This window comes from Variovorax sp. Soil_C_33 (assembly GCF_057656935.1).
Map to the genome: position 1 here is coordinate 255,629 of NZ_JBDGJK010000002.1, position 25,289 is coordinate 280,917.

Annotated in this window: 27 protein-coding genes; 22 read left to right on the top strand and 5 right to left on the bottom strand. The window is 68.9% G+C overall.

Annotated elements, in window-relative coordinates; genetic code table 11:
• Positions 1 to 83: 83 nt before the first annotated feature.
• The gene (locus AC3A6B_RS04145) at positions 84 to 755 is read left to right on the top strand and encodes a helix-turn-helix transcriptional regulator (RefSeq protein ID WP_487835493.1); all 672 of its coding nucleotides are present in this window, start codon (positions 84 to 86) and stop codon (positions 753 to 755) included.
• Between the two features lie 81 nt (positions 756 to 836).
• Positions 837 to 1,493 carry a Crp/Fnr family transcriptional regulator gene (locus tag AC3A6B_RS04150; protein WP_487835494.1) on the top strand — a complete coding sequence of 219 codons (657 nt, stop codon included), beginning with the start codon at positions 837 to 839 and terminating at the stop codon, positions 1,491 to 1,493.
• Positions 1,494 to 1,519: 26 nt separating this feature from the next.
• Here AC3A6B_RS04150 and AC3A6B_RS04155 read toward each other — a convergent pair whose 3' ends face one another.
• Both AC3A6B_RS04155 and AC3A6B_RS04160 read right to left on the bottom strand, forming a co-directional pair.
• Positions 1,520 to 1,960 carry an META domain-containing protein gene (locus tag AC3A6B_RS04155; RefSeq protein WP_487835495.1) on the bottom strand — a complete coding sequence of 147 codons (441 nt, stop codon included), beginning with the start codon at positions 1,958 to 1,960 and terminating at the stop codon, positions 1,520 to 1,522.
• Between the two features lie 71 nt (positions 1,961 to 2,031).
• Positions 2,032 to 2,952 carry a tetratricopeptide repeat protein gene (locus AC3A6B_RS04160; protein ID WP_487835496.1) on the bottom strand — a complete coding sequence of 307 codons (921 nt, stop codon included), beginning with the start codon at positions 2,950 to 2,952 and terminating at the stop codon, positions 2,032 to 2,034.
• Positions 2,953 to 2,988: 36 nt separating this feature from the next.
• Between AC3A6B_RS04160 and purE the strand changes: the two genes are divergently transcribed.
• From purE to AC3A6B_RS04175, 3 genes are read left to right on the top strand one after another with little or no spacing between them, the layout of a single operon-like run.
• On the top strand, positions 2,989 to 3,531 hold the full coding sequence (gene purE / locus AC3A6B_RS04165; RefSeq protein WP_487835497.1) for a 5-(carboxyamino)imidazole ribonucleotide mutase: 543 nt from the start codon (positions 2,989 to 2,991) through the stop codon (positions 3,529 to 3,531).
• Positions 3,528 to 4,718, top strand: coding sequence for a 5-(carboxyamino)imidazole ribonucleotide synthase (locus AC3A6B_RS04170; RefSeq protein WP_487835498.1), 1,191 nt, complete (start codon positions 3,528 to 3,530; stop codon positions 4,716 to 4,718). Before purE ends, AC3A6B_RS04170 begins: the two co-directional genes overlap by 4 nt.
• Complete coding sequence (locus AC3A6B_RS04175; protein WP_487835499.1) at positions 4,715 to 5,716, top strand: L-threonylcarbamoyladenylate synthase; 1,002 nt, start codon at positions 4,715 to 4,717, stop codon at positions 5,714 to 5,716. The genes AC3A6B_RS04170 and AC3A6B_RS04175 overlap by 4 nt, the downstream gene beginning before the upstream one ends.
• A 9-nt stretch (positions 5,717 to 5,725) precedes the next feature.
• Here the strand turns inward: AC3A6B_RS04175 and AC3A6B_RS04180 are convergent, their stop codons facing one another.
• Complete coding sequence (locus AC3A6B_RS04180) at positions 5,726 to 7,066, bottom strand: lipase family protein (protein ID WP_487835500.1); 1,341 nt, start codon at positions 7,064 to 7,066, stop codon at positions 5,726 to 5,728.
• A 119-nt stretch (positions 7,067 to 7,185) separates the two neighbouring features.
• Complete coding sequence (gene dacB / locus AC3A6B_RS04185; protein WP_487835501.1) at positions 7,186 to 8,625, bottom strand: D-alanyl-D-alanine carboxypeptidase/D-alanyl-D-alanine endopeptidase; 1,440 nt, start codon at positions 8,623 to 8,625, stop codon at positions 7,186 to 7,188.
• Between the two features lie 75 nt (positions 8,626 to 8,700).
• Here dacB and AC3A6B_RS04190 point away from each other — a divergent pair, with 75 nt between their 5' ends.
• From AC3A6B_RS04190 to AC3A6B_RS04240, 11 genes are all read left to right on the top strand, one after another.
• The gene (locus AC3A6B_RS04190; protein WP_487835502.1) at positions 8,701 to 9,693 is read left to right on the top strand and encodes a DMT family transporter; all 993 of its coding nucleotides are present in this window, start codon (positions 8,701 to 8,703) and stop codon (positions 9,691 to 9,693) included.
• A 5-nt stretch (positions 9,694 to 9,698) separates the two neighbouring features.
• On the top strand, positions 9,699 to 10,403 hold the full coding sequence (tsaB, locus tag AC3A6B_RS04195; RefSeq protein WP_487835503.1) for a tRNA (adenosine(37)-N6)-threonylcarbamoyltransferase complex dimerization subunit type 1 TsaB: 705 nt from the start codon (positions 9,699 to 9,701) through the stop codon (positions 10,401 to 10,403).
• Positions 10,400 to 10,975 carry a GNAT family N-acetyltransferase gene (locus AC3A6B_RS04200; RefSeq protein WP_487835504.1) on the top strand — a complete coding sequence of 192 codons (576 nt, stop codon included), beginning with the start codon at positions 10,400 to 10,402 and terminating at the stop codon, positions 10,973 to 10,975. The genes tsaB and AC3A6B_RS04200 overlap by 4 nt, the downstream gene beginning before the upstream one ends.
• Positions 10,972 to 11,736 carry a uracil-DNA glycosylase family protein gene (locus tag AC3A6B_RS04205; protein WP_487835505.1) on the top strand — a complete coding sequence of 255 codons (765 nt, stop codon included), beginning with the start codon at positions 10,972 to 10,974 and terminating at the stop codon, positions 11,734 to 11,736. Before AC3A6B_RS04200 ends, AC3A6B_RS04205 begins: the two co-directional genes overlap by 4 nt.
• 31 nt (positions 11,737 to 11,767) lie before the next feature.
• Positions 11,768 to 12,592: an orotidine-5'-phosphate decarboxylase gene (pyrF, locus tag AC3A6B_RS04210; protein WP_487835506.1), complete on the top strand. Its 825-nt coding sequence runs from the start codon at positions 11,768 to 11,770 to the stop codon at positions 12,590 to 12,592.
• Between the two features lie 188 nt (positions 12,593 to 12,780).
• Positions 12,781 to 14,613 carry a DUF1800 domain-containing protein gene (locus AC3A6B_RS04215; protein WP_487835507.1) on the top strand — a complete coding sequence of 611 codons (1,833 nt, stop codon included), beginning with the start codon at positions 12,781 to 12,783 and terminating at the stop codon, positions 14,611 to 14,613.
• 11 nt (positions 14,614 to 14,624) lie between these two features.
• Positions 14,625 to 16,091, top strand: coding sequence for a DUF1501 domain-containing protein (locus AC3A6B_RS04220; protein WP_487835508.1), 1,467 nt, complete (start codon positions 14,625 to 14,627; stop codon positions 16,089 to 16,091).
• A gap of 75 nt (positions 16,092 to 16,166) precedes the next feature.
• Complete coding sequence (locus tag AC3A6B_RS04225; RefSeq protein ID WP_487835509.1) at positions 16,167 to 16,514, top strand: GFA family protein; 348 nt, start codon at positions 16,167 to 16,169, stop codon at positions 16,512 to 16,514.
• Positions 16,511 to 16,963 (top strand): YiiD C-terminal domain-containing protein, encoded by a 453-nt coding sequence (locus tag AC3A6B_RS04230; protein ID WP_487835510.1) that lies wholly within the window; start codon positions 16,511 to 16,513, stop codon positions 16,961 to 16,963. The genes AC3A6B_RS04225 and AC3A6B_RS04230 overlap by 4 nt, the downstream gene beginning before the upstream one ends.
• A 50-nt stretch (positions 16,964 to 17,013) precedes the next feature.
• Positions 17,014 to 17,538, top strand: coding sequence for a GFA family protein (locus tag AC3A6B_RS04235; protein ID WP_487835511.1), 525 nt, complete (start codon positions 17,014 to 17,016; stop codon positions 17,536 to 17,538).
• Between the two features lie 74 nt (positions 17,539 to 17,612).
• Positions 17,613 to 17,858 (top strand): GlsB/YeaQ/YmgE family stress response membrane protein, encoded by a 246-nt coding sequence (locus AC3A6B_RS04240; RefSeq protein WP_487835512.1) that lies wholly within the window; start codon positions 17,613 to 17,615, stop codon positions 17,856 to 17,858.
• A 7-nt stretch (positions 17,859 to 17,865) separates the two neighbouring features.
• On the opposite strand, the gene AC3A6B_RS04245 is transcribed toward AC3A6B_RS04240, so the two are convergent.
• A complete protein-coding gene (locus AC3A6B_RS04245) occupies positions 17,866 to 18,690 on the bottom strand; it encodes an IclR family transcriptional regulator (protein ID WP_487835513.1) in 825 nt (274 codons plus the stop codon).
• A gap of 119 nt (positions 18,691 to 18,809) precedes the next feature.
• On the opposite strand from AC3A6B_RS04245, the gene AC3A6B_RS04250 reads away from it, so the two are divergent.
• From AC3A6B_RS04250 to fahA, 6 genes are read left to right on the top strand one after another with little or no spacing between them, the layout of a single operon-like run.
• Positions 18,810 to 19,769: an MBL fold metallo-hydrolase gene (locus AC3A6B_RS04250; protein ID WP_487835514.1), complete on the top strand. Its 960-nt coding sequence runs from the start codon at positions 18,810 to 18,812 to the stop codon at positions 19,767 to 19,769.
• 9 nt (positions 19,770 to 19,778) lie between these two features.
• Positions 19,779 to 21,440 carry an FAD-dependent oxidoreductase gene (locus tag AC3A6B_RS04255; RefSeq protein WP_487835515.1) on the top strand — a complete coding sequence of 554 codons (1,662 nt, stop codon included), beginning with the start codon at positions 19,779 to 19,781 and terminating at the stop codon, positions 21,438 to 21,440.
• 24 nt (positions 21,441 to 21,464) lie between these two features.
• Positions 21,465 to 21,659 (top strand): DUF2783 domain-containing protein, encoded by a 195-nt coding sequence (locus tag AC3A6B_RS04260; protein ID WP_487835516.1) that lies wholly within the window; start codon positions 21,465 to 21,467, stop codon positions 21,657 to 21,659.
• A gap of 33 nt (positions 21,660 to 21,692) precedes the next feature.
• Entirely contained in the window at positions 21,693 to 22,649 is a 957-nt protein-coding gene (locus AC3A6B_RS04265) for a Bug family tripartite tricarboxylate transporter substrate binding protein (protein WP_487835517.1), read from the top strand.
• Positions 22,650 to 22,665: 16 nt separating this feature from the next.
• Positions 22,666 to 23,976 (top strand): homogentisate 1,2-dioxygenase, encoded by a 1,311-nt coding sequence (hmgA, locus tag AC3A6B_RS04270; protein WP_487835518.1) that lies wholly within the window; start codon positions 22,666 to 22,668, stop codon positions 23,974 to 23,976.
• Complete coding sequence (gene fahA / locus AC3A6B_RS04275; RefSeq protein WP_487835519.1) at positions 23,973 to 25,253, top strand: fumarylacetoacetase; 1,281 nt, start codon at positions 23,973 to 23,975, stop codon at positions 25,251 to 25,253. The genes hmgA and fahA overlap by 4 nt, the downstream gene beginning before the upstream one ends.
• The last annotated feature ends 36 nt before the right edge of the window (positions 25,254 to 25,289 follow it).

The following is a 25,289-nucleotide window of genomic DNA, read 5'->3' on the forward strand; positions in this document are numbered from 1 at the left end:
CACAAATCCGGCGGCAATAGTCACAGCCCGGCGCCATCGGGATTTCCGATACTTTTCTCATCACAACGGATGAGGAAAGTGCCATGAATGCGATCGCCGAGTCACCTGTTCTCCAACGTGAGGGAGTACGGAACACTGTTCCGCCGCCGCCCGATGCCCTGCAGGCCGCCCTGCTGGCGCGGGTGCTCGACGAGATCGACCACGGCCTGGTGCTCGTCGACCTGACCGGGCGCATCCTGCATGCGAACCGGCCTGCCCAGCGCGAGCTGGCGGCGGGCCGCACGCTTCACAGCGCCGAGGGCATGCTGGGGGCTGCCCTGCCGGTCTGGCAGGCGAAGATCCGCCAGGCGCTCAAGGACGCCGAGCGCGATTGCCGCAGCATTGTCGAGCTCGGCCCGGCGGGCGAGCCGCTCTCGCTGGCCTTCATCCCGCTCGCGATGCTGCACGGGAGCACGACGATCGATACCGTGCTCGTCATGTGCAGCCGGCGCGCAAGCTGCGAGACGCTCACGGTGCAGATGTTCGCCCGATCCAAACGGCTCACCCCGGCGGAGCAGGCGGTGCTGACGCAGCTGTGCGCAGGGCGCGGCGCGCAGGAGATCGCGTGCTTGCAGGGCATCCGCGTCTCCACCGTGCGCACCCATATCAAGAACGTGCGGCAGAAGACCGGCCGCGGCAGCGTGCGGGAACTGGTGCGCGAGTTGTCGCGCATGCCGCAGATCGTGTCGGCACTGCGGCTGGTGGGGCAGGACTGAAGCGGCGTGTGCCGACGCCGGCGGCTCGCCCGTTGTCTTGGAAGGGCGCGCCGAAGGGGATGCGGGCCGTATAGTCCGCGCATGCTGCCGACACCTGCCGCGTCCCCCGCCGATCTCGTCGCCGAGCTGCCGCCCCCGCTCCAGGCGCTCGCGGCGCTCGGCGTGCAGCGGCGCTACCGAACGCACGCGTTGCTGATCGAGGAGGGCGACCAAAGCGGCTCGGTCTACATCGTGCTGTCGGGGCGGGTCCGTGCCTTCGTCTCGGACGCTCGCGGGCGCGAAGTGACGCTGGGTCTGCACGGTCGCGGCGAGTACGTGGGGGAGATGTCGCTCGACGGCGGACCGCGTTCGGCCAGCGTGCAGGCGGTGGAGCCGACGGTCTGCGTGGTGGTCACGCGCGAAACGGTGCTGCGGCACATCGCGACAGACCCCGAGTTCGCACTGGCACTGATCGTGCGGCTGATCAAGCGGGCGCGCCTGGCGACGGAGAGTGCGCGCAGCATGGCGCTGCTGGATGTCTATAGCCGGCTCAGGAAGTTTCTTGAAGAGCGCGCCCAGGCGCAGGCCGATGGCACGCGCCGCGTCGCGCAAAAGTTGACGCACCAGGCGATCGCCAGCGAAATCGGATGTTCACGGGAGATGGTCAGCCGGTTGATCAAGGACCTGGAGGGCGGCGGGTACGTCGATACCGCCGGGCGGCAATTGGTGCTTCTGCGGGACCTTCCCGCGCGTTGGTAGTTCGCGATGAAAGCACGACTTTGCGCTCAGCGTGTGCCGCCGTTGCTCAGCGTCGCGACCGTCCGCCCGCTCGCATCCAGCAAGGAAAGCTTCGAACTCCCCTGCAGCCTGTAGCTCGCCGTGGCCTGCAGCGCCGCGAAGAACTGGGTCTCGTTGATGGTGCTCGCCTCGTTGGGGCAGGCCATGCGGGTCGAGCCCAGCTGGCGCATCCTGAGCGTGCTGCCGCTGCGCTCGTAAGTGCCCGACACGCGGTTGCAGCCGCCCGAACCGCTGACCCGCCCGCTGTTGCGGTCGAACTGGATCTGGGCGTTGCGCCGCGGGTCGCTACTCGGCTCGATCAGCTCGCTGCCGAGCTGCTCAAGCTGCCAGACCGGCCCTTCGATCGGCTCGTCCAGGCTGATGCCGCTGCCGCAGCCGCTGGCCAGCACGGCAGACAATAAGACCGTGGTCAAGAAGAGGAGGCGCATGGCCGTACTTTCCTTCTGCAACACATTGAAACCCGCTGATGGTATGCGAGCCCCGTGGCCCAGGAAAAGTTCTAGCTCAGCACCACGCTGCTCAGGCGGCGCCGGTAGGTCGCCACGGTCGGATCGTCCGGCGGGATCTGGCCGTCCGCCACCTTGGGCTTGGGCGGCTCGATGATGTCCAGGATCGCGATATAGGTCTTGCGCGCCAGCTCTTCGTTCCAGCCCTTGTCGCGCATCAGGATGTCGAGCAGCTCGTCCATCGCGTCGGTCCATCGCTGCGCGCTCATCAGAAGGCGCGCACGGTCGAAGCGGGCTTCGAAGTCGCGCTTGTTGGCCGCGATGCGGGCCTCGGCGTCGGCGAGCGTGGGAGGCGCACCGGTGGCCGGCGCTGCGAAGTCGATCGCGTCGATCCAGCGCTGCAGTGCGTCGAAGCGGCGCACGGCCGAAGTCTTGGCAATCACCGGGGCGAACGCGACCTTGGCATCGTCGACGCGGTCCTGTTGCAGCAGCAGCTTGATGTAGTCGAAGCGCGCGTCGTCGTTGGCCGGATCGGTCGCAACCGCGTGCTGCAGGCGCTCGAGCGCACCTTCGGTATCGCCCTCGGCCAGCGCTTCCTGCGCAGCCTCTTCCTGTTCCGCGGCCGCCGCCTCGTCGGCGCCCGGCACATGCTTGTCGAGGAAGCTGCGGATCTGGTCGGCTGGAATCGCGCCGACGAAGCCGTCGACCGGCTGGCCGCCCTTGAACATCACGCAGAAGGGAATGCTGCGCACGCCGAACATCTGGCTCAGCTGCTGCGAGATCTGCGGCACCTTGTCGGCATCGAGCTTGGCCAGCGTGAAGCGGCCGTCATACTCGAGTTCGAGCTTTTCGAGCACCGGGCCGAGCTGTTTGCACGGTCCGCACCACTCGGCCCAGATGTCGAGCAGCACCGGCGTGGTCATCGAGCCGTCGATCAGCTCGGTTTGGAAATTTTCGAGGGTGATGTCGATCATCGCGGAAACCTGGGGGTGAAACGTAAAATTGAAACCATGAAGCAAGCAATTCAGGTCGGCGTGGTGATGGGCTCGAACTCCGACTGGGAGACGATGCGCAACGCGGTCGAGATTCTCCAGCAATTCGGCATCGCCCACGAGGCGCGGGTGGTCTCCGCCCATCGCATGCCCGACGAATTGTTCGCTTATGCCGAAAACGCGGCGCCGCGCGGCCTGGCGGCCATCATCGCCGGTGCCGGCGGTGCGGCCCACCTGCCGGGCATGCTGGCGGCCAAGACCACCGTGCCCGTCCTCGGCGTACCGGTCGCGAGCCGGCATCTGCAGGGCGTGGATTCCCTCTACAGCATCGTGCAGATGCCCAAGGGCGTGCCGGTCGCGACCTTTGCCATCGGCAACGCCGGCGCGGCCAACGCGGCGCTGTTCGCGGTCGCGATGCTGGCCGTGGCCGATCCGGCGCTGCGCGAGCGGCTCGACGCCTTCCGCGCGCAGCAGACCGAGGCGGCCCGATCGATGGCCCTCCCGCCCGTCGATTCGCCGCCGGTCTCACCGTTTTCGCCCCAGGGCGGAGGCGCGCTGTGAGCGCCATTCTGCCGGGCGCCACCCTCGGCGTACTCGGCGGCGGGCAGCTCGGCCGCATGTTCGTGCACGCGGCGCAGCGCATGGGCTACTTCACGGCGGTGCTCGACCCCGATGCCGACAGCCCCGCAGGGCGCGTGAGCCACCACCACATCCACACCGACTACACCGATGTCGACGGCCTCGCGCGGCTCGCCGGGCTGGCCGATGCCATCACGACCGAATTCGAGAACGTGCCGGCGCCCTCGCTGGAACATCTCTCGGTCGCGCGTCCGGTATGGCCGGCGTCGACCTCGGTGGCGATCGCGCAGGACCGCATCCGCGAGAAGAGCCACTTCGTCGGCTGCGGCGTGGACTGCGCGCCCTACGCGATCATCGAATCGGCCGACCACATGGCCGTGCCGCCGAACCTGCTGCCCGGCATCCTCAAGACCGCGCGGCTCGGCTACGACGGCAAGGGGCAGCAGCGCGTCGGCACGCGCGAGGAACTCGCAGCCGCCTGGAACGCGATGGGCGGCGTGCCCTGCGTGCTCGAAAAGCTGCTGCCGCTGGACTTCGAGTGCTCGGTGATCGTCGCCCGCGGCGAAGACGGCCAGGTGGTGCACTTCCCGCCGCAGCGCAACTGGCACCGCGACGGCATCCTCGCGGTGACCGAGGTGCATCCCGGCAACATGGCCGAAGCGCAGGCGCGGCGCGCCATCGATTCGGCTGTTGCCATCGCGGAGGGGCTGGACTATGTCGGCGTGCTTTGCGTCGAGTTCTTCATCCTCGCCGACGGTTCGCTGGTGGTCAACGAGATGGCGCCGCGCCCGCACAACAGCGGCCACTGGACCATCGAGGCCTGCGACATCTCGCAGTTCGAGCTGCAGGTGCGCACCCTCGCGGGCCTGCCGCTGAACGCGCCGCGCCAGCACAGCCCCGCGCTCATGCTGAACCTGCTGGGTGACCTGTGGTTTGCCGACGCCGAGGCCTCGGGCGGGTCCAGATCGGCGGAGACGGCGGTCGCGCCCCGCTGGGCCGATGTGCTCGCGCTGCCGGGAACGCATCTCCATCTCTACGGCAAGACCGAGGCGCGCCGCGGCCGCAAGATGGGCCATCTCACGATCACGGGCGAGAACATCGACACGGTTCGAAGCACCGCCGATTTCGCGGCTGCGCTGCTCGGCCTGCCGATCCCGCTTTCCGAATGATCCGCGACGGCCAGTCGCCCGCAGCCATCGACGAGGCCGTGCGCGTGCTGCGCGCCGGCGGCCTGGTCGCCTTCCCGACCGAAACCGTCTACGGCCTGGGCGCCGATGCGACCAGCGACGCGGCCGTGGCCGGCATCTTCAAGGCCAAGGGCCGGCCCAGCAACCATCCGCTGATCGTCCACGTGGCGGCCGGCGTCAAGGGCACCGAAGCGCTGTCGCGCTTCGCGCAGCCGCTGCCGCCTTTCGCCCAGAAACTCGTGCTCGCGTTCTGGCCGGGCCCGCTGACCCTGATCGTCACGCGCCAGCCCGGCGTGGCGGCGGCGGCAGCCGGCGGCGAGGACACCATCGGCCTGCGCTGCCCCGCCCACCCGGTGGCGCAGGCGCTGCTCGCGGCTTGCGCCGAACAGGGCGTGCCGGGCGTGGCGGGGCCGAGCGCGAACCGCTTCGGCCGCGTGAGCCCGACCACCGCGCAGCATGTGCAGCAGGAGTTCGGCGACGCGCTGCTGGTGATCGACGGCGGGCCGTGCGAGGTGGGCATCGAATCGACCATCGTCGACTGCAGCCGCGGCGCGCCGGTGCTGCTGCGCCCCGGCGCCATCACGCGCACGCAGATCGAGGCGGCTTGCGGCGAGGCCTTGCGCGACAAGCACGAACTGGCCACACCCGATCCGCGCGCGTCGGGCACGCTCGAGGCGCACTACGCGCCGAGCGCCAAGCTGCGATTGATGGATGCCAAGGCCATGCAAACCGGCCTCGACGTGCTCGGCGCCAATGCCGCCCACATCGCGCTCTGGTCGCGCAGCGTGCTCAAGAGCCGATCGCAGCACATCCTGCAGCGCCGCATGCCCGACGATGCCGCCGCCGCCGCGCAGCAGCTCTTCGCGGTGCTGCGCGCCTTCGACGCCGAGGGAGTCAAGCTGATTTGGGTCGAGATGCCACCGGCCGGTCCCGAATGGGAAGGCGTGCGCGACCGCTTGCAGCGCGCGGCCGCGGCCTGAGCCGCCCGCTTACTTCACCGTATCGAACAGAGCGCGCGCACGCGCATGGCAAAACGGCGGCTCGTAGCTGCCGTGGTAGGCGGCGAAGTAGGTGGCATAGGCAGGCGTCGTCGGATCGGTCGGCGCCTTGCCGCCCGGCCCGTAGGTCGCCTGAATCTGCGCATCGACGTCCACCGTCGACACGGTGGTCACGCCGCGCGCGTCGAAGTCCGCCTTCATGGGCACCATGTGCACGGCCGGCGGCACCGTGGGATCGCCGGCGCCGCCGCACAGCAGCGTCCTGGCGCGCGGACTCCAGCCGAACAGGTCGTTCTTCTTCGCGTCAAGGAAGAACGCGTTGTTGGGATTGGTCTGCACGTCCGTCAGGAATGCGCTGTGGAACAGCGCGTCGCGTGCCTGGGCTGGCGTCTCGCCGTTGGCGCCGGGCAGCGCGCCGGTCGTCACCAGCGTGGTGAAGTTCAGCGTCGGGCTCGGCAGCAGGTTTTCGATGGTCGCCGCGTAGGGCGCCTTGAAGACCGTGTTGACGTCGGTGTAGACGTCGCCGTAGACCTTCTGGTAGGACGTGACGATGAATGGAACGAAGAACTGGTAGCCCGCGATCGCCGTCGTGAGCTTGAACGAGCCCGACATGTTGTACGGACCTGCCAGATGCGCGCCGGCCACCACGTTGAATTCGAGCGGGCTGTCGCGCTCGGCGGCCCGGTGTGCCGCCATCGACGAGTGCCCGCCCTGCGAGTAGCCGCTGAACATCACCTTGCCCGAGAACGAGCCGCCCGTCGCCACCAACGCCGTGCGCGCGGCGCGGATCGAATCGAGCACCGAGCGGGCCTCCGAATCGGCGTGCAGGTAGGGGTGGTATGAAAAGCTCGACTTGGCATAGCCCAGGTAGTCGGTGGCGACCACGGCGTAGCCCTGGGCCGCGTACATCGCCGTCAGCAGGAAGGTCTCCGGATCCTGCGGATTGGCCAGGGTGCGCGGTTTCTGCACGTCTGTGCCCTTGGCGTAGGCCACCAGCGGCGCATTGTTGGCGCAGCTGCCCGCGGGCATCAGCAGCACGCCGGAGGCGTTGGTGGCCTCGCCCTTCGGACCCAGCGTGCTGTAGTTGAGCGCAACCACGTTCACGTCGCACTTGGCCTTGCCGCTGATCGGCTGCAAGCCGTTCTGCGCTGTGCCGGCATCGATCTGCGCGGCCGACAGCGTCGTCACGGTGACGGCTGGTTCCTGGAGCGCGCCGGTGCCGGTCCCGCCGCCGCCGGCTCCGAAGTTGAAACCGGGGCCGTCGCCGCCGCCGCCGCAGGCGGCCAGCAGGCTGGCCATGGCGACGGCGCTCAGAAGATGCAGGCGCTTCATGGATGTCTCCGGGAGTCTTGTTGTGAAAGGCGCACCGATCCTAGGCTGGCGATCTGCAAAGCAAGACAAGGGAAACCCGGAGCCGGAACGGCGTGGAAGTCGCCTTGGCGACGCGCGGATCAGTTGTCCTGGGCGGCCCAGTCGACCAGCGCATCGAAGGCCGGCCGCGCCGCGCCGGCATTGCCGTTGTTGGCGATCGCGACCACGACCCAGCGCCGGCCGCTGGCGCCGTGCACGTAGCCCGCAACGCCGGCTGCATCGCGCAGCGTGCCGGTCTTGAGATGCGCCGCGCCGCCCGAGCGCAGCGCACGCTTGCGCAGCGTGCCGTCGACGCCGGTGGCGGGCAGCGAGGACATCAGCTCGGGCATCACCGGCGAGCGCCAGGCCACCTGCAGCATTTTCGCGAGCGCGGCTGCGCTGATGCGCTCCTCGCGCGAGAGGCCCGAGCCGTTGTCGAACACCGGCTGGCCTTCGCCGGTGCCGATGCGCTCGTTCCACCACTGGCGCATCGTGGCGCGCGCGCCTTCGAGCGTGCCGCGCTTCTTCTGCTGCAGGCCGAGCGTGAGGAACAGCTGCTGCGCCATCACGTTGTTGCTGTACTTGTTGATGTCGCGGATCACTTCGGCCAGCGGCGGCGAGGCGGCTTCGAAGGCGGGCTTGAGGCCGACCGGCACCTGCCCCTCGCGCACCTGGCCCCGGAGCTTGGCGCCCATCTCGGCCCACAGCCCGCCGACCGCCCGCATCGCATAGCTGCGCGGGTCCGCATAAGCCACCGGCCACACCTTTTCTCCGCAGGCGGCGGGGTAGCTGCCGGCGAAACTCACGCGCGTCGGGTCGGTGAAGGCCGGCGCCAGCGCGGCGCGCCAGTCGCCGCATTCGCCGGCCGAAAGCGGCACCGTGGCTTGCGTCGCCACGCCGGCGAGGTAGGGCTCGAAGTTGACCTGCGCCGTCTGGCTGTCTCGGTTCGGCACGAAGGTCATGACCACCGACTTGAAGTTGATCAGGAGCGCATCGGGCGCGACGTTGTAGGGGCGCAGGCCTTCGCCGTCGAAGGCCGCCGGATCGACGTCGGGAACCTCGAAGGCACTGCGGTCCAGCACGATGTCGCCGTGGATGGTGTGGATGCCCAGCCCCTGCACGCGGCGCAGCAGCAGCCACAGGCGTTCCAGCACCAGCTTCGGATCGCCCTGGCCCTTGATGTAGAGGTTGCCGGCCAGCACGCCGTTCTGGATCGGGCCGTCGACGTACACCGGCGTGGTCCAGCTGAAAGCCGGGCCGAGCAGGTCGAGCGCCGCGTAAGTGGTGACGAGCTTCATGACCGACGCCGGGTTGACCGGCACCTGCGCCCGCCACGCGAGCCGCGGGGCGTGGGCAGCATCGGCGTCGACCACCAGCATCGTCACCGCATCGCGCGGCACCTTGGCGCGGGCCAGCGCCGCCTCGACCTCGGGCGGGAGGCTTTGGGCGATGGCGGGCATCCAACCCAGCGCCGCCAGCGCCAGAACCAAGGACAGCGTGCGCAGGGCGCGGCGCGCGGCGGGGTGCGGAGCGAAGGGCATCGTGCGATTATCCCGGCCGGCAGTGCCAAGGGCCCATGGCAGCGCGGTGCATGGGAGCCCCTCGATAATCGCGTGATGCCCGCCGCACCCCGCTTTTCCGCCCGCACCATCGGCATCGGCGCGGCTGTCGTCACCGTCCTGGTCTGGACCGCCTTCATCGTGATCGCGCGGGCCTCGGCCGGCCGCTCGCTGACGCCCTTCGATATCGCCTTCGCGCGCATCTGCGGCGCCAGCCTGGTGCTCATGCCCTGGGGCGCCTGGCTGGTGATGCAGGCGCGCCGGAGCGATCCGTCGGCGGGCTCGCTCTTCGGCCTGTCGCCCGTTTCGCTGCGCGCCACCGCGACCGCTGGCACCTTCGGCGGCCTGGCTTATGCCCTGCTCGCGTACACCGGCTTTGTCCATGCGCCCGCCACCCATGCCTCGGTGTTGATGCCGGGCAGCCTGCCGCTGTGGACGGCCGTGCTCGCGGCCATCGTGCTGCACGACCGCATCACTGCAGCCCGCGCGCTCGGGCTGGCGCTGATCGTGGTAGGCGACCTGCTGGTCGGCGGCGCCAGCCTGCTGCATGCCCTCGAGGGCGGCCAGATCTGGAAGGGCGACCTGCTCTTCATGAGCGCGGCCTTCTGCTGGGCCTGCTACAGCGTGGTGGTGCGGCGCCATGGGCTGGACGCGGTGCGCGCCACCATCGCCATCACCGTGTTCGCCTTCGTGACCTACGTGCCGGTCTATGCCCTGCTGGCCGCCGCCGGCGTGGTCGCGAGCCGGCTCGACAGCGCGCCGGCCGGCGAGATCGTGTTCCAGATGCTGTTCCAGGGCGTCGGCTCGGTCGTGATCTCCGGCATCACGTTCACGCGCATGATCCAGTACTTCGGGCCGGTGCGCTCGACCATGATCACGGCCGTGGTGCCGGGCCTCTCGGCCCTGGCTGCCGTGGTCTTCCTCGGCGAGCCGTTGCACTGGAACCTGATCGCCGGGCTGCTGCTCGTGACGGCCGGCATCCTGTTCGGCGTGCAGCGCGTTCGCGCCGCGGCAGCGGCAAGGCCGGCTGCCGCGCCGGCGCGCGGATGACGGCCATGGCGACCGAGCTCAGGCTCCTGGCCTTCGACACCAGCACCGAGGTGCTGTCGGTCGCCGTGCGCCGAGGCGACCGGCTGCTCGAGCACAGCGGCGCCGGCGGCGCGCAGTCCTCGACCACGCTGATCCCGCTGATCCAGCAACTGCTGGCCGAAGCCGGCCTGGCGCTGGCCGAACTCGATGCGATCGCTTTCGGGCGCGGGCCCGGTTCCTTCACCGGCCTGCGCACCGCCTGCTCGGTGGCGCAGGGCCTGGGCTTCGGCGCCGGCCTGCGGTTGCTGCCGATCGACACGCTGCAGGCGGTGGCCGAGGAGGCGCATCACCGTTTCGGGGCCATGCGCGTGGTCGCCGTGCTCGATGCCCGCATGGACCAGGTGTATGCCGCGCGCTACGAATTGGGGCGTGCAGTGGCGCCTGCGGGCGAAGCCGAACTGCTGGCGCCCGAGGAGGTCGAGGTGCCGCCCGGCTGGGCGCTGGCCGGCAATGCCTTCGCGGCCTATGGCGAGCGCCTGCCGGCCGCCGCGGCGCGCCACGAGGTGCTGCCCACCGCGGCCGCGATGCTGCGCCTGGCGCCCGAATTGCTTGCAGCCGGCCGCACCGTCGCCCCCGCAGACGCCTGGCCGCTCTATGTTCGCGATAAAGTGGCGCAGACCACCCAAGAGCGTGCAGCCCTCAAGGCGGCAACCACCGATTCGTCATCATGAGCGCAGTCCTGCAGCAACCGCCGCGCGAAGCCCGTCTCGAACCGATCACGCTCGAGCGGATTCCGGCGGTCTGCGCGATCGAGAAAACCGCCTTCACCCATCCCTGGACGCCGGCCAACTTCAGCGACTCGCTGGCCGCCGGCTACCACTGCCAGTGCCTGGTGGCGCCGCCGGTGCTGCCGCCGCCCGCGGGCGGGCCGCGCGCGCTCTGGGGACGGCCAGCGGCGCGGACCGGCGACGAAACCATCATCGGCTACTTCGTGGCCATGAAAGGCGTCGACGAAGTCCATCTGCTCAACCTCACGGTCGCGCCGGCCTTCCAGGGCCAGGGCTGGGCGCCGCTGATGCTCGAGGCGCTGGCCGGCTGGTCGCGCGGCCAGAACGCGCAGTGGCTGTGGCTCGAAGTGCGCGCAAGCAACCTGCGCGCGCTCGCCATCTACGAACGCCAGGGATTTCGCCGCGTGGGCATGCGCAAGGGCTACTACCCGGCAGAAGGCAACGCGCGCGAAGATGCGGTGGTGATGAGCCTGCGGCTCAACGAATCGACCAGCGCATGGGGTGCATTGAAATGAGCGCCGGCACGTTGAATCTCGACGCGCGGCAGCGCGCGATGCTCGACGAGATGGGCGTCAAGGTCTGGTGGCCGGTGGAGGCGCCCGAGGCGCAGGCGGTCGAGGTGGCGGCCGTGGCTGTCCGCGTCGAGGCCGACGCCATGCCGGCGGTGCCGCGCACGCTGCCTGCACCGCCGCCGATCCGCGCCGTTGCGCCGGTGCCCGCGGCGGCCCGTTCGCCTGTCGTGTCGCCCCATGGCGCGGCCGTGCTGATCGAAGCGCCGCGTCGCCTCTACGGCAATGACGGGCAGGCCGTGCAAGGCGGCTGGCTGATCGTCGCCGACATGCCGCCCGAGCTCGACGGGCGCCACGGCGAACCCTTTGCGGGCGATGCCGGCCGGCTGTTCGACAACATGCTGCGCGCGCTGCAGCTGCATGGCGCAGCGACGCCCGTGCACCTGATGCGCACGCACCGCGGCGTGGCCTCGGGCCAGCCGGGCAGCCCGGGCCCGATTGCCGAGGCCTTTGCGGCGCCCGCCGCCGCCCTGGCGCCGCGCGTCGTGCTCGCGATGGGGCCGCTGGCGGCGCAAAGCCTGCTGCAAAGCGGCGAGCCGCTCGGCAAGCTGCGCGGCCGGGCGGTGCGGCTGGCGATCCCCGAACTGGAAGGCATCGCGGTCGTCGCGACCTACCACCCGGCCTACCTGCTGCGCAATCCGGCCGACAAGGCGCGCGCCTGGGCCGACCTGTGCCTGGCGGCCGAGCAGCTGGTGCGCCCGGGCTGAGCGCAGCGGCGGCGGCCTAAAATTCCGCCCCATGATCTTCCTGGACAAGCTGCGCGCCGCCGAGCGCCAAAACGGCTCGCTGCTGTGCGTGGGCCTCGACCCCGAACCCGCGAGATTCCCCGACCATTTGAGGGGCGACGCCGGCAAGATCTACGAGTTCTGCGCGCGCATCGTCGATGCCACCGCCGACCTGGCAATCGCCTTCAAGCCGCAGATCGCCTACTTCTCGGCCCACCGTGCCGAGGCCCAGCTCGAACAGCTCATGGAGCACATGCGCCGCAATGCGCCGCAGGTGCCGGTGATCCTCGATGCCAAGCGCGGCGACATCGGCTCCACGGCCGAGCAGTACGCGCGCGAAGCCTTCGAGCGCTACGGTGCAGATGCCGTCACGCTGTCGCCCTTCATGGGCTTCGATTCGGTCGAGCCCTACCTGCGCCACCACGGCAAGGGCGCCTTCCTGCTGTGCCGTACCAGCAACCCGGGCGGCGCAGACCTGCAGGGCCAACGGCTTGCCGGGCTGGAAGGAGAACCTTTTTTGTATGAACACGTTGCAAGACTCGTCCAGGGGCCTTGGAACCTGAACGGCCAGCTCGGCCTCGTGGTCGGTGCCACCTACCCGGCCGAAATCGAGCGCGTGCGCGCGCTGGCGCCCACCGTGCCGCTGCTGATTCCCGGCATCGGCGCCCAGGGCGGGGATGCGGTCGCCACCGTGCGTGCGGGCTGGCGCGCCGATGCGCCGATCGTGGTCAGTTCGTCGCGCGCCATCTGCTACGCCTCGGCCGGCGCCGATTTCGCCGAAGCCGCCCGGCGCGAGGCGATCCGCACCCGCGACAGCCTCGAAAAAGCCAAGCCCTGAGCCGACTTTTCGCGTCGCCGGCAAGGGCGCGGTTGTATCTGGGTGACGGAAAAAGTCACATTTCAGAACAATTGTTGTCGTAGTCAGCGCCTTTGAACCGCCTTTAGGGTGCTCGCGGCCCGGCGCAAGTCCGGCATGACACTTGCCTTGAGAAGAACGGCGCAAGGGCGCCGAGGAGCGAGGAACTCATGGTGGAAGATATTGCGACCGGTCGCTCCGAGGCGACCGACGAATTGCTGCGCGCGTCCGAAACGCACGCAGTCCCCGAGGCACCGGCGGCGCACAACAATCCGCTGCCCCTGGCGGCCGCACTGGCTGCCGCAGCGGCGCTCGCCGCATGCGGTGGCGGCGGCGGCGGAGGGGGCGGCAGCAGCTTCGCCGGCATGGGCGGCGGCGAGGTCCAGGCCGGCTCGCTGACGCCTCTGGCCGGCACGCCGACCGGCCAGACCTACATCTACACGCAGGCCAAGACCGACGACGAGGCCGCCCGCTTCCTGCTGCAGTCGCAGTTCGCGGCTTCCGAGGCCGAGATCGCAGAAGTGCGCGCCAAGGGCTACCTGCCCTGGCTCGGCGAGCAGGTGGACCGGCCGCCCACGCAGACCGGCTGGGACTGGATCGCGAGCAAGCCCTACAACACCGTCTACACCGACGACATGATCTGGAACCAGCTCATGACCGCGCCGGACGGGATGCGCAAGCGCATGGCGCTGGCATTCACCGAGATCTTCGTGGTCTCTGCCAACGACATCGGCTCCAACTGGAGCGACCACATGATGGCCCAGTACTGGGACATGCTGGTCGCAGGCGTCACCGGCAACTTCCGCAAGCTCCTGGAAGACGTGACGCTCAACCCGGCGATGGGCCACTACCTCAACACGCGCGGCAACCAGAAAGAGAACGCGCAGGGCCGCCAGCCGGACGAGAACTATGCGCGCGAGGTCATGCAGCTCATGACCATCGGGCTCTACCAGCTCAATGCCGACGGCACGGTCAAGACCGCCGCCGACGGCACGCCGCTGGACAGCTACACGCAGGACGACGTGACCAACCTGGCGCGCGTGTTCACCGGCTACGACCTCGACATCCCCGCCGCCGAGCGCAACACCTTCACGCCGCCCGGCGCCAGCTACACCATCGAGAGCAACGCCTGGACCAGGCGGCCGATGGCGCTCACGGCTTCCAGGCACTCGATGCTCGAAGCCAGGTTCCTCGGCGCCACCGTGCCGGCCAACACCGAGGGCAAGGCCGCGCTCAAGATCGCGCTCGATACGCTGTTCAACCATCCGAACGTCGGCCCCTTCATCAGCAAGCAGCTGATCCAGCGCCTCGTGACCAGCAACCCGAGCCCGGCCTACGTGAAGCGCGTCGCGGACGTGTTCGCCAACAACGGCGCCGGCGTGCGCGGCGACATGAAGAGCGTGTTCGCCGCCGTGCTGCTCGACAACGAGGCGCGCAGCCCGGCCGGCTTGACCGACCCGAACTTCGGCCGCCTGCGCGAGCCCATGCTGCGTCTCGTGCAGTGGGGCCGCACCTGTGGCATCAACTCCACGCAGGACACCTGGAAGATCGGCAACCTCTCCCGTCCCAACGACCAGTTGGGCCAGAGTCCGCTGCGTTCGCCCTCGGTCTTCAATTTCTTCCGTCCCGGTTACGTGCCGCCATCGACCGCGATCGCCAGCGCCAGGCTGGTGGCGCCCGAGTTTCAGATGGTCAACGAGACCAGCGTGGGCGGCTACCTGAACTTCATGCAGAACGTGGTGCCCAACGGCTTCAACAGCAAGGACGTGATCCCGAGCTACGCGGCCGAGAAGGCGCTGGTGCTCGATCCGGCCGCGCTGGTGCGGCGGTTGAACCTGCTTCTGACCGGCAACCAGCTCAGCGCCGCCACGCAGGCACTGATCGTGAATGCGCTCGCCACGCCGGCGGTCACTTCGACCAGCAGCGACAGCGTCAAGAACAACCGCGTCTATGCCGCGGTGCTGCTGGTGATGGCCTCGCCGGAATACCTGGTCCAGAAATAAGGAAGCGCGCGATGTACCTGATCGATCCCGCAGCCCACACCCGCCGCGCATTTCTGCGCCGCTCGGGCCAGCTCGCCATGGCGGGCACCGCGCTGCCTTTCGCGCTCAATCTGGCCGCGATGGGCGAGGCCGCCGCGCAGGCGGCCGGCGACGACTACAAGGCGCTGGTTTGCGTCTTCCTGTTCGGAGGCAACGACTATGCGAACACCGTCGTCACCTACGACGATCCGAGCTACAACGCGTACAGCACGATTCGTGGCGGCGCCGCGGGCCAAGCTGCGGGAGGCGTGGCGATCGGCAAGGCCGAACTGACGCCGACTCTGCTCGCGCCGACCTCGGCCCTGCCCGACGGACGCCAGTACGCGTTGCACCCGGCAATGACCGAGCTGGCCGCGCTGTTCAATACAGACGCCAAGATGGCGGTGCAGCTCAACGTGGGACCGCTGGTGGTCCCGCTCACGCGCTCCCAGTACAACAACAGCAACAAGAAGCTCTATCCGCAGCCGCCGAAACTGTTCTCGCACAACGACCAGCAGTCGACCTGGCAGTCATCCTCGCCCGAAGGCTCGACCGTCGGCTGGGGAGGCAACATCGGCGACCTGATGCTCACGCAGAACAGCAACTCGCTCTTCACCTGCATGTCGGTGTCGGGCAACGCGGTGTTCCTCTCCGGCGACACCGCACTGCAGTACCAGGTGAGCACGGGCGGTGCGGTCGGCATCAACAGCGTGAAGAACGCCAACGTCTACGGCTCGAGCTCGGTCAAGGCCGCGATGGCGCAGCTCGTGCAGCAGGCGCGCGGCCATGTGCTGGAGAACGAATACAACAAGGTCACCAAGCGCGCGGTCGAGGCCGAGGGTTCGGTCACCTCGGCCATCGGTACGGATTTCGCTGCCGGCACCTTCCCGGCCACCGGCCTGGGCAACCAGCTCAAGATGGTCGCGCGGCTCATCCGCGGCCGCAGCACGCTGGGCACCAAGCGGCAGGTGTTCTTCGTCTCGATGGGCGGCTTCGACCTGCATGACAACCTGATCGCCAACCAGCCCGGCCTGATGAAGCAGTTGAGCGATGCGATGGCCGCGTTCTACCGGCAAATGGTCGCGCAAGGCATGGCCGACAAGGTCACGGCCTTCACCGCCTCCGACTTCGGCCGCACGCTGGCCTCCAACGGCGATGGTTCCGACCATGGCTGGGGCGGCCACCATTTCATCCTCGGGGGCGCGGTGAAGGGCAAGCAGATCTACGGCACGCCGCAGGTGGTCAGCATCAACAACGACTCGAAGCTGGCCGGCTACGAAGGCCATGTGGGGCAGGGCCGGCTGATCCCCACCACCTCGGTCGACCAGTACGGCGCCACGCTGGCGAGCTGGTTCGGCGTGCCGGCGGGCAACCTGGAGAGCATCCTGCCGAACCTCAAGAACTTCGGCGGCAATTTCAACGGCATCGACTACCCGAAGAACGTGGGCTTCATGGCCTGAGGGCGCCTGCCTACATGGGCAGCGGGCGCGGTCTGCATACTCTGCAGTCCGCGCTTTTCTTTTCAGGAGACTCCGATGAAATACCAAGGCAGCTGCCACTGCGGGCGGATCGCTTTCGAGGTCGAAGGCGAACTCAAGAGTGCGATGGCGTGCAATTGTTCGATGTGCCAGCGCAAGGGCTCGCTGCTGTGGTTCGTGCCGCGCGACAGCTTCACGCTGCGCACCCCGCGCGAGGACATGGGGACCTACCTGTTCAACAAGCATGTGCTCGAGCACCACTTCTGTCCCACCTGCGGCATCCATCCCTTTGCCGAGGGCAGCGATCCCAAGGGCAACAAGATGTCGGCGGTCAACATCCGCTGCCTCGAAGGCATCGAGCTCGAATCGGTGCCAGTGACGCATTTCGACGGGCGTTCGCGGTGAGCCCCGGCGAGCTGCAGGACTATTTGCACGCGCACATCCCGCTGTCGAAGGCGATGCAGGTCGTGGTGCTCGGGCTGCGTGAAGACGAGGTCGTGTTGAGCGCGCCGCTCGCGCCCAACATCAATCATCGCGAGACCGTGTTCGGCGGCAGCGCCTCGGCCGTCGCCATCCTGGCGGCCTGGTCGCTGCTGCACACGCGGCTTCAGCGCGCCGGTGTCTCGAGCAGGCTGGTCATTCAGCGCAACAGCATGGACTACGAACTGCCGATCACAGGCGAGTTCACAGCAAGCTCGCACATCGCCCAGCCGCAGGCATGGCCGGCCTTTCTTCGCATGCTCGACCGCAAGGGGCGGGCCCGCATCGCGGTCGCCGCCGTTCTCGAACAAGGGGGCCGAACGGTGGGCCGCCTCGAGGGCGAGTTCGTGGCGCTGGGGGCGGCCACGGCCTGAGAACGCCCGCGTTGCGTTTCGGACGCGGCCAGGCCAAAGTACGGCGCACCATGAGCGCCATCCCGATCGACCCCGACCCCTTCCCGCTCGAAGGCGGCTGCACCTGCCGCGCGCTGCGCTACCGCATGGCGACGCGGCCGCTCTTCGTGCACTGCTGCCATTGCCGCTGGTGCCAGCGCGAGACGGGCTCCGCCTTCGCGCTCAACGCGATGATCGAGGCCGAGCGCGTGCAACTGCTCCAGGGCGAGATCGAACTCGTCGTGACGCCGTCGGCCAGCGGCAAGGGGCAGAAGGTCGCGCGCTGTCCGCGCTGCCGCGTCGCGCTGTGGAGCCACTACGCAGGCGCCGGCGATGCCGTGTGCTTTGTGCGCGTGGGCACGCTCGATGCTCCGGACCACCTGCCGCCCGACATCCACATCTTCACGATGTCGAAGCAGCCCTGGGTGCTGTTGCCGCCGGGCACGCCGGCCGTGGCCGAGTACTACAGCCGCGCCGAGCACTGGCCGGCCGAGAGCCTGGCACGCGCCAGGGCGCTGAAGGCCTCGCGCCCGCCCGCGGGGCCGACGGCGGGCTGATTGCCCGACGGCCGCTGATACCCTGCGCGCGGGCGGCGCCGCCGCTCTTTCATGTTCAATCAGGGAGTAAAGAAATGAGCCTTTTGCTGTTTCTTGTCGTCGGCCTCGTGGCGGGTTGGTTGGCCGGCGTGCTGGTCAAAGGGGGTGGCTTCGGCCTCGTCGGCGACCTGATCGTCGGCGTGGTCGGCGCCTTTCTCGGTGGCCTTCTTTTCAGCTCGGCCGGCGTTTCGCTGGGCGGCGGCCTGGTGGGCAGCATCGTCGTTGCCACCATCGGGGCGGTCGTGCTTCTGCTGATTGTCCGCCTCCTCAAGCGGGCCTAGGAGCCGATCAGCTGCGTGCGGCTCCGAGCCGTTGCGACACCGCGCCGGCGCATTGCCTCAATGCGCGGGCGACGGGCCCGTCCCATTTCGCATCGAAGACGCCGGCGGGCCCGATCGCGGTGATCGCCAGCGCGATCGCGCCGGTGTGGTCGAACACCGGCGCGGACATCGCGCTCACGCCCTGCACGATCTCGCCTTCGGAGCGGCTGATGCCGCGCTCACGCACCTCGTGCAGCTGCGCCTCGAAGGCCTTCCAGTCGGGCAGCGGCGGCGGCGGCGGCATGCCCACGTGCGGCGCCGGCGCCGTGCTGCTTTTTTCGCGCTGGCGCTCCTTGTCGAGCAGGCGCTTGACCACCGCGGCGTCGAGATAGGCGGCGAACAGGCGGCCCGAGGCGGTGCTGGTCAGCGAGAACACCGTGCCGTGACGCATGCTCACGTGCAAGGCCGCCGGCGACTCGGCCACGCGCACGATCGTGGCGCCGCGGTCGCCCCATACCGCGATCGCCGTCGTGTGCCCGATCTGCTGCGCGAGCTCGGCAACGAGCGGCGTGGCGACGTGGACCGGATCGGCCTGCTGCAGGCTGATCAACCCGAGTTGCAAAGCCAGCGGCCCGAGCAGATAGTGACCGCTGCTGCGGTCCTGTTCGATCAGCCCGAGGCGGCCGAAGCTGACCATGTAGGGATGCGCCTTGGCGGCCGACATGTCGGCCTCGCGTGCAAGGTCCTTCAGCGCCATCGGCCGGCCGTGGTGTACCAGGGCGCGCAGCAGCTGGCCGCCCACTTCGATGCTCTGGATGCCGCGCTGCGCGCGATCGTTGCGGTCAGCGGCCATACCGTCTCTTTGTTCGTTCATGCAGAAGGCATTAGACATTAACTGATCTCCGGATTACACTCCTTTCCGTTCGTTCCCTGCAAACTCGTTTGCGTTAGACAAATTTCAAGGAGACCCCGATGAGCCAGACCAAGGTTTTCGCCAGCCAGGCCGACCTCGAAGAAAAGAAGATCACCTTCAGCCAGATTTCCGAGCATGCCTGGGCCTACACGGCCGAGGGCGACCCCAACACCGGCATCGTGATCGCCGACGACTGCGTGCTGGTGGCCGACACCCAGGCCACGCCCGCGATGGCGGCCGACGTGGTGCGCCGCATCCGCGAAGTGACCGACAAGCCCATCAAGTACGTGGTGCTCACGCACTACCACGCAGTGCGTGTGCTGGGCGCCAGCGCCTACAAGCCCCAGGAGATCCTGGCCAGCCAGGACACCTACGACCTGATCGTCGAGCGTGGCGAGCAGGACAAGGCGAGCGAGATCGGCCGCTTCCCGCGCCTGTTCCAGAACGTCGAGACCGTGCCGCCCGGTCTGACCTGGCCGACCATGACCTTCACCGGCAAGATGACCCTGTGGCTGGGCAAGCTCGAAGTCCAGCTGCTGCAGCTCGGCCGCGGCCACACCAAGGGCGACACCGTGGTCTGGCTGCCGGGCGAGAAGACCCTGTTGTCGGGCGACCTGGTCGAGTTCGACGCCACGCCCTATGCCGGCGACGCCTATTTCAAGGACTGGCCCAAGACCTTGGACAACGTCGCCGCGCTGGGCCCCAAGGCCCTGGTGCCCGGCCGCGGCGCCGCGCTCACCACGCCGGAAGAAGTGACCAAGGGTCTCGCCGGCACGCGCGACTTCATTGCCGACGTGTACGCCAGCGTCTCCGAAGGCGCCAAGGCCGGCAAGGACCTGAACGCGGTCTACAAGGAGACCTACGCGAAGCTCAAGCCCAAGTATGGGCACTGGGTCATCTTCGACCACTGCATGCCCTTCGACATCACGCGCTGCTACGACGAGGCCACACAGTACGCCGACCCGCGCGTGTGGACTGCCGAGCGCGACGTCGAGATGTGGAAGACCCTCGAAGGCTGAGGCAGGAACGTGAACGCCACTGCTGCTTCAGCCGCCGCGCCCATCGACTACCAGAACCTGCGCTACGGCTACCGGCATCACCCCGACCAGGACGCCGCCACGCCGGCCCGCCATCCCGTCGTCGTGGTCGGCGCCGGCCCGGTCGGCCTGGCGCTGGCCATCGACCTGGCGCAACGCCAGGTGCCCGTGGTGCTGCTGGACAACGACAACAAGCTGTCTACCGGCTCGCGCGCCATCTGCTTTGCCAAGCGCTCGCTGGAGATCTTCGACCGCCTCGGTTGCGGCGAGCGCATGGCGGCGAAAGGCGTGTCGTGGAAGCTGGGCCGCGTGTTCCTGCAGGACGCGCAGATCTACGAGTTCGACCTGCTGCCCGAAGAGGGCCATCAGCGCCCGGCCTTCGTCAACCTGCAGCAGTACTACGTCGAGGGCTACCTGGCCGAGCGCGCGGCCGAGCTGCCGCTCTTGGACATCCGCTGGAGCCACAAGGTGGCCGGCGTCGAGCAGCACGAGGACCACGCGCTCCTGACCGTCGAGACGCCCGACGGGAACTACCGGCTGCAGGCCGACTGGCTGGCCGCGTGCGACGGTTCGCGCTCGGCGGTGCGCCAGCTGATCGGCCAGGAGAGCAAGGGCCGCATCTTCAAGGACCGCTTCCTGATCGTCGACGTGAAGATGAAGGTCGACTTCCCCGCCGAGCGCTGGTTCTGGTTCGATCCGCATTTCCACCGCCACCAGAGCGTGCTGCTGCACATGCAACCCGACAATGTGTGGCGCATCGACTTCCAGCTCGGCTGGGAGGCCGATCCCGAGGCAGAGAAGAAGCCCGAGAACATCATCCCGCGCGTCAAGGCGTTGCTGGCGGCCTCGCCCTTCAAGGACGCGGAGTTCGAGCTCGAATGGGCCAGCGTCTACACCTTCGCCTGCCTGCGCATGGAGGCCTTCCGCCACGGCCGCGTGCTGTTTGCAGGCGATTCGGCGCACGGCGTCTCGCCCTTCGGTGCGCGCGGCGCCAACTCGGGCGTGCAGGACGCCGACAACCTGGCCTGGAAGCTGGCCGCGGTGCTGCGCGGCGAGGCACCGCCGGCGCTTCTGGACAGCTACGCCCGCGAGCGCGAGTACGCGGCCGACGAGAACATCCGCAACTCGACCCGCGCCACCGACTTCATCACGCCCAAGAGCGAAATGAGCCGGGTGTTCCGCGACGCGGTGCTGCAGTTGGCGAAGCGCCACCCTTTCGCCCGCACGCTGGTCAACAGCGGACGGCTGTCGGTGCCGGCCACGCTGCATGGCTCGACGCTCAACACGCTGGACAGTGATGACTTCGAAGGGCGCATGGTGCCCGGCGCGGTGGCGGCCGATGCGCCCTTCGCCGCTGGCGCAGACGGTTGGCTGTTGCGCGCGATCGGCACCGATGGCCGCTTCACCGCGCTGGTGTTCGGCGACGGCGAGGCTGCCGAAGCCAGCCTGCGCGCGCTGGCCGAGGCCGACCTGCCGGCCCCGGTGCTGCGCGTTCCGCTCGACCAGGCCCATGCCCTGGCCGCGCAGCGCTACGACGCCCGGCCCGGCACCACCTACCTGCTGCGTCCCGACCAGCATGTATGCGCGCGTTGGCGCAGTCCCACGGCCGCCGCGATTCGCGCCGCGCATGCGCGTGCGCTCGGCAAGGCCTGATACCCGACTCCAGGAGAGCACGACATGTCGAACGACCACCTGATCCTGACGCCGCACCTGGATGCGCCCGACGACTTCTACGAGGCCCTCCTCGACGCGCACCAAGGCCTGTCGACCGAGGAAAGCCACGCCTTCAATGCCCGCCTGGTGCTGGTGCTGGCCAACCACATCGGGGCGCTGCCGGTGCTGCGCGAGGCCCTCGAGGCGGCGCGCGCCTGAAGAGATTTTCTTTTTCCGCTGGAGACAAGTCCCATGATCCGCAACACCCTGGCCGCCCTCGGGCTGGCCGCTCTCTCCTTTGCCGCCGCCGCCCAGGACGGCAAGCCCATCGAATGGGTGGTCGGCTATGCCGCCGGCGGCGGCTCCGACTCGGTGGCGCGCGCCACCGCCGAGACCATGAGCAAGAGCCTGGGCGCGCCCATCGTCATCAACAACAAGCCGGGCGCGGCCACCAACATCGCGGCCGAGTACGTCGCGCGTGCCAAGGACGTGGAGCACACCCTGCTGACCGCCGACTTCGCGACGCTGGCGGCCAATCCCTTCCTCTTTTCCAAGCTGAGCTACGACGCCGAGAAGAACTTCAAGCCGGTCGGCCTGCTGGCGCGCTTCCCGCTCGTGCTGGTGGTCGGCCCGCAGGTGCCGGCGAACAACTGGAAGGAGTTCGCCGCCTGGGCCAAGGTCCAGCCGGGCGGCGTCAACTACGGCTCGGCCGGCGTCGGCAGCCCGCATCACCTGGCCACCGAGCTGCTGCGCGAGAAGGCGGGGCTCAAGCTCACCCACGTGGCCTACCGCGGCGCGGCACCGGCCATGCAGGACGTGCTGGGCGGGCAGGTGCCTTTCATGCTGGTCGACACGGCCAGCGGCAACCAGTTCGTGCAGGCGGGCAAGGTCAAGGTCATCGGCGTGGCGAGTGCCAGGCGCATCGCCTCGCTGCCCAACGTGCCGACGCTGATGGAGCAGGGACTGGCAGGCTACGAGGCCTATGCCTGGCAGGGACTCACCGTGCCCTCCGGTACGCCCGAGGCCACGGTGGCGCGCTATGCCAAGGCCCTGCAGGAGGCGCTGGCCTCGCCGGCCGTCAAGGCGCGCTTCGACGCGCTTGGCGTGGAAGGCCTTCCCGGCACGCCGGGCGACATGGCAAGCTACGTGAAGGCCGAACGCGAGCGCTGGGGGCAGGTGATCAAGACCAACAACATCCGCGTGGATTGATATTGAAAGGATCCTCATGAGCAGCGACGCATTGCGCTACCAGAGCGGCTTCGGCAACGAATACGCGAGCGAGGCCGTGGCCGGCGCCCTGCCGCAGGGCCGCAACAGCCCGCAGCGCGCGCCCTTCGACCTCTATCCCGAGCTGATCTCGGGCACCGCCTTCACCGCGCCGCGCCACGAGAACCGGCGCAGCTGGATGTACCGGCGTCAGCCCTCGGTGGTCTCCGGCCGCTACCAGGCCTACGCGCAGCCGCACTGGCAGACCGGTGCAGACCGCGGCATCGCGCTCGCACCCGAGCCGCTGCGCTGGCACCCGATTCCGCTCGACAACGCCGAGGCCGACTTCGTCGACGGCATCCATACCTTGGCGGCCAATGGCGACGCCGAGGCGCACAGTGGCGTCGCCGCGCATGTCTACCTCGCGAGCCGTTCGATGGAGCGCCGCGCCTTCGTCAATGCCGATGGCGAGATGCTGCTGGTGCCGCAGCAGGGCCGCCTCCTGATCACCACCGAGATGGGCGTGCTGGATGTGAAGCCCGGCGAGATCGCGCTGCTGCCGCGCGGCGTGGTGTTCAAGATCGCCTTGCCGGATTCGGAGGCTGGCGCGGGCCCCTCGCGCGGCTACGTCTGCGAGAACTACGGAGCCCAGTTCCGCCTGCCCGAGCTGGGCCCGATCGGCTCCAACGGCCTGGCCAACGCACGCGACTTCCAGGCGCCGGTGGCAGCCTTCGAGAGCGAGGCCGGGAGCTACGAGATCGTCAAGAAATTCGCCGGCCGCTTCTGGCGCGCACCGATGAAGCAGTCGCCCTTCAACGTCGTCGCCTGGCACGGCAACCTGGCGCCGGTGAAGTACGACACCGCCAACTTCATGACCATCGGCTCGATCAGCTTCGACCATCCGGACCCGTCGATCTTCACCGTGCTCACTTCGCCTTCGGACACGCCCGGCACCGCCAACTGCGACTTCGTGATCTTCCCGCCGCGCTGGCTTGTGATGGAAGATACCTTCCGTCCGCCCTGGTACCACCGCAACCTGATGAGCGAGTTCATGGGCCTGGTCTACGGCGAGTACGACGCCAAGCCAGGCGGCTTCAAGCCCGGCGGCGCCAGCCTGCACAACGCGATGGTGCCGCACGGTCCCGACGAGGAAGCCTTCGAGAAGGCCAGCCACGCCGATCTCAAGCCGCAGAAGCTGGACAACACGCTGGCCTTCATGTTCGAGAGCCGCTTCCGTTTCATCCCCACCGCCTGGGCGCTGCAGAGCCCGGCGCTGGACGCCGATTACGCCGACTGCTGGGCCAGCCTCAAGGACCAATTCAAGCCATGAACAACGCATTGAACCCCACCCACGACCCGGCACTGCGCAGTTGGGTCGGCTCGGCCAACCAGGCCGCTTGCGATTTCCCGATCCAGAACCTTCCGTTCGGGCGCTTCCGACCGGCCGGCACCGGCGAGCCCTTCCGCATCGGCGTGGCGATCGGCGACCAGGTGCTGGACCTGAAGGCGACCGGCCTGGTCCATACCGACGACATGAACGTGCTGATGGCGAAGAACCCGACGGAGCGCCAGGCCCTGCGTACCGCGATCTCCGCCGGCCTGGCCGAAGGCAGCGACCAGGCCCCCGAGTGGTCGAAGGCCCTGCTGGCCCAGTCGGCGATCGAGATGACGGTGCCCTGCCGCATCGGCGACTACACCGACTTCTACACCGGCATCCATCACGCCCGCACGGTCGGCAGCCTGTTCCGTCCCGACCAGCCGCTCCTGCCCAACTATAAGTGGGTGCCCATCGGCTACCACGGCCGCGCCTCGTCGATCGGCGTGAGCGGCCAGCGCTTCAAGCGTCCGAAGGGCCAGACCAAGGCACCCGATGCCGAAACGCCTTCCTTCGGCCCTTCGAAGCGGCTCGACTACGAGCTCGAACTCGGGTTCCTGGTCGGCCGGGGCAATGCGCTCGGCGAGCCGATTTCCATCGGCGAGGCGGAAGCGCACCTGTTCGGCGTCACCCTGCTCAACGACTGGTCGGCGCGCGACATCCAGGCCTGGGAGTACCAGCCGCTCGGACCCTTCCTGTCGAAAAACTTCGCCAGCACGCTCTCGCCATGGATCGTGACGATGGAGGCGCTCGCGCCCTTCCGCGCTGCCTTCGAGCGCCCGGCCGGCGATCCGCAGCCGCTGCCCTACCTCGATGCGCCCGCCAACCGCGAAGGCGGTGCACTCGACATCACGCTCGAGGTCTGGCTGCAAACCGCGAAGATGCGCGCGGCCGGCGAGGGCGCCGTGCGTCTCACGCGCGGCAACGCGAAAGAGGCCGCCTACTGGACCGCCGCGCAGCTCATCACGCACCACACGGTGAACGGCTGCAACCTGCAGCCGGGCGACCTGCTCGGTTCGGGCACGCTCTCGGGCCCGAAGCCCGACGAGGCCGGCTCGCTGCTCGAGCTCACGCTGGGCGGCAAGGAGCCGATCCTGCTTCCCAACGGCGAGCGTCGCAGCTTCCTCGAAGACGGCGACACGCTCTCCTTGCGCGGCTTCTGCGAGCGCGAAGGCGCGGTGCGCATCGGGCTGGGCGAAGCCAGCGCGACGGTCGAAGCGGCCGGCGCCTGAGCGTTCGCGGCCTCGCACGGGACGAGGCACGCTCCT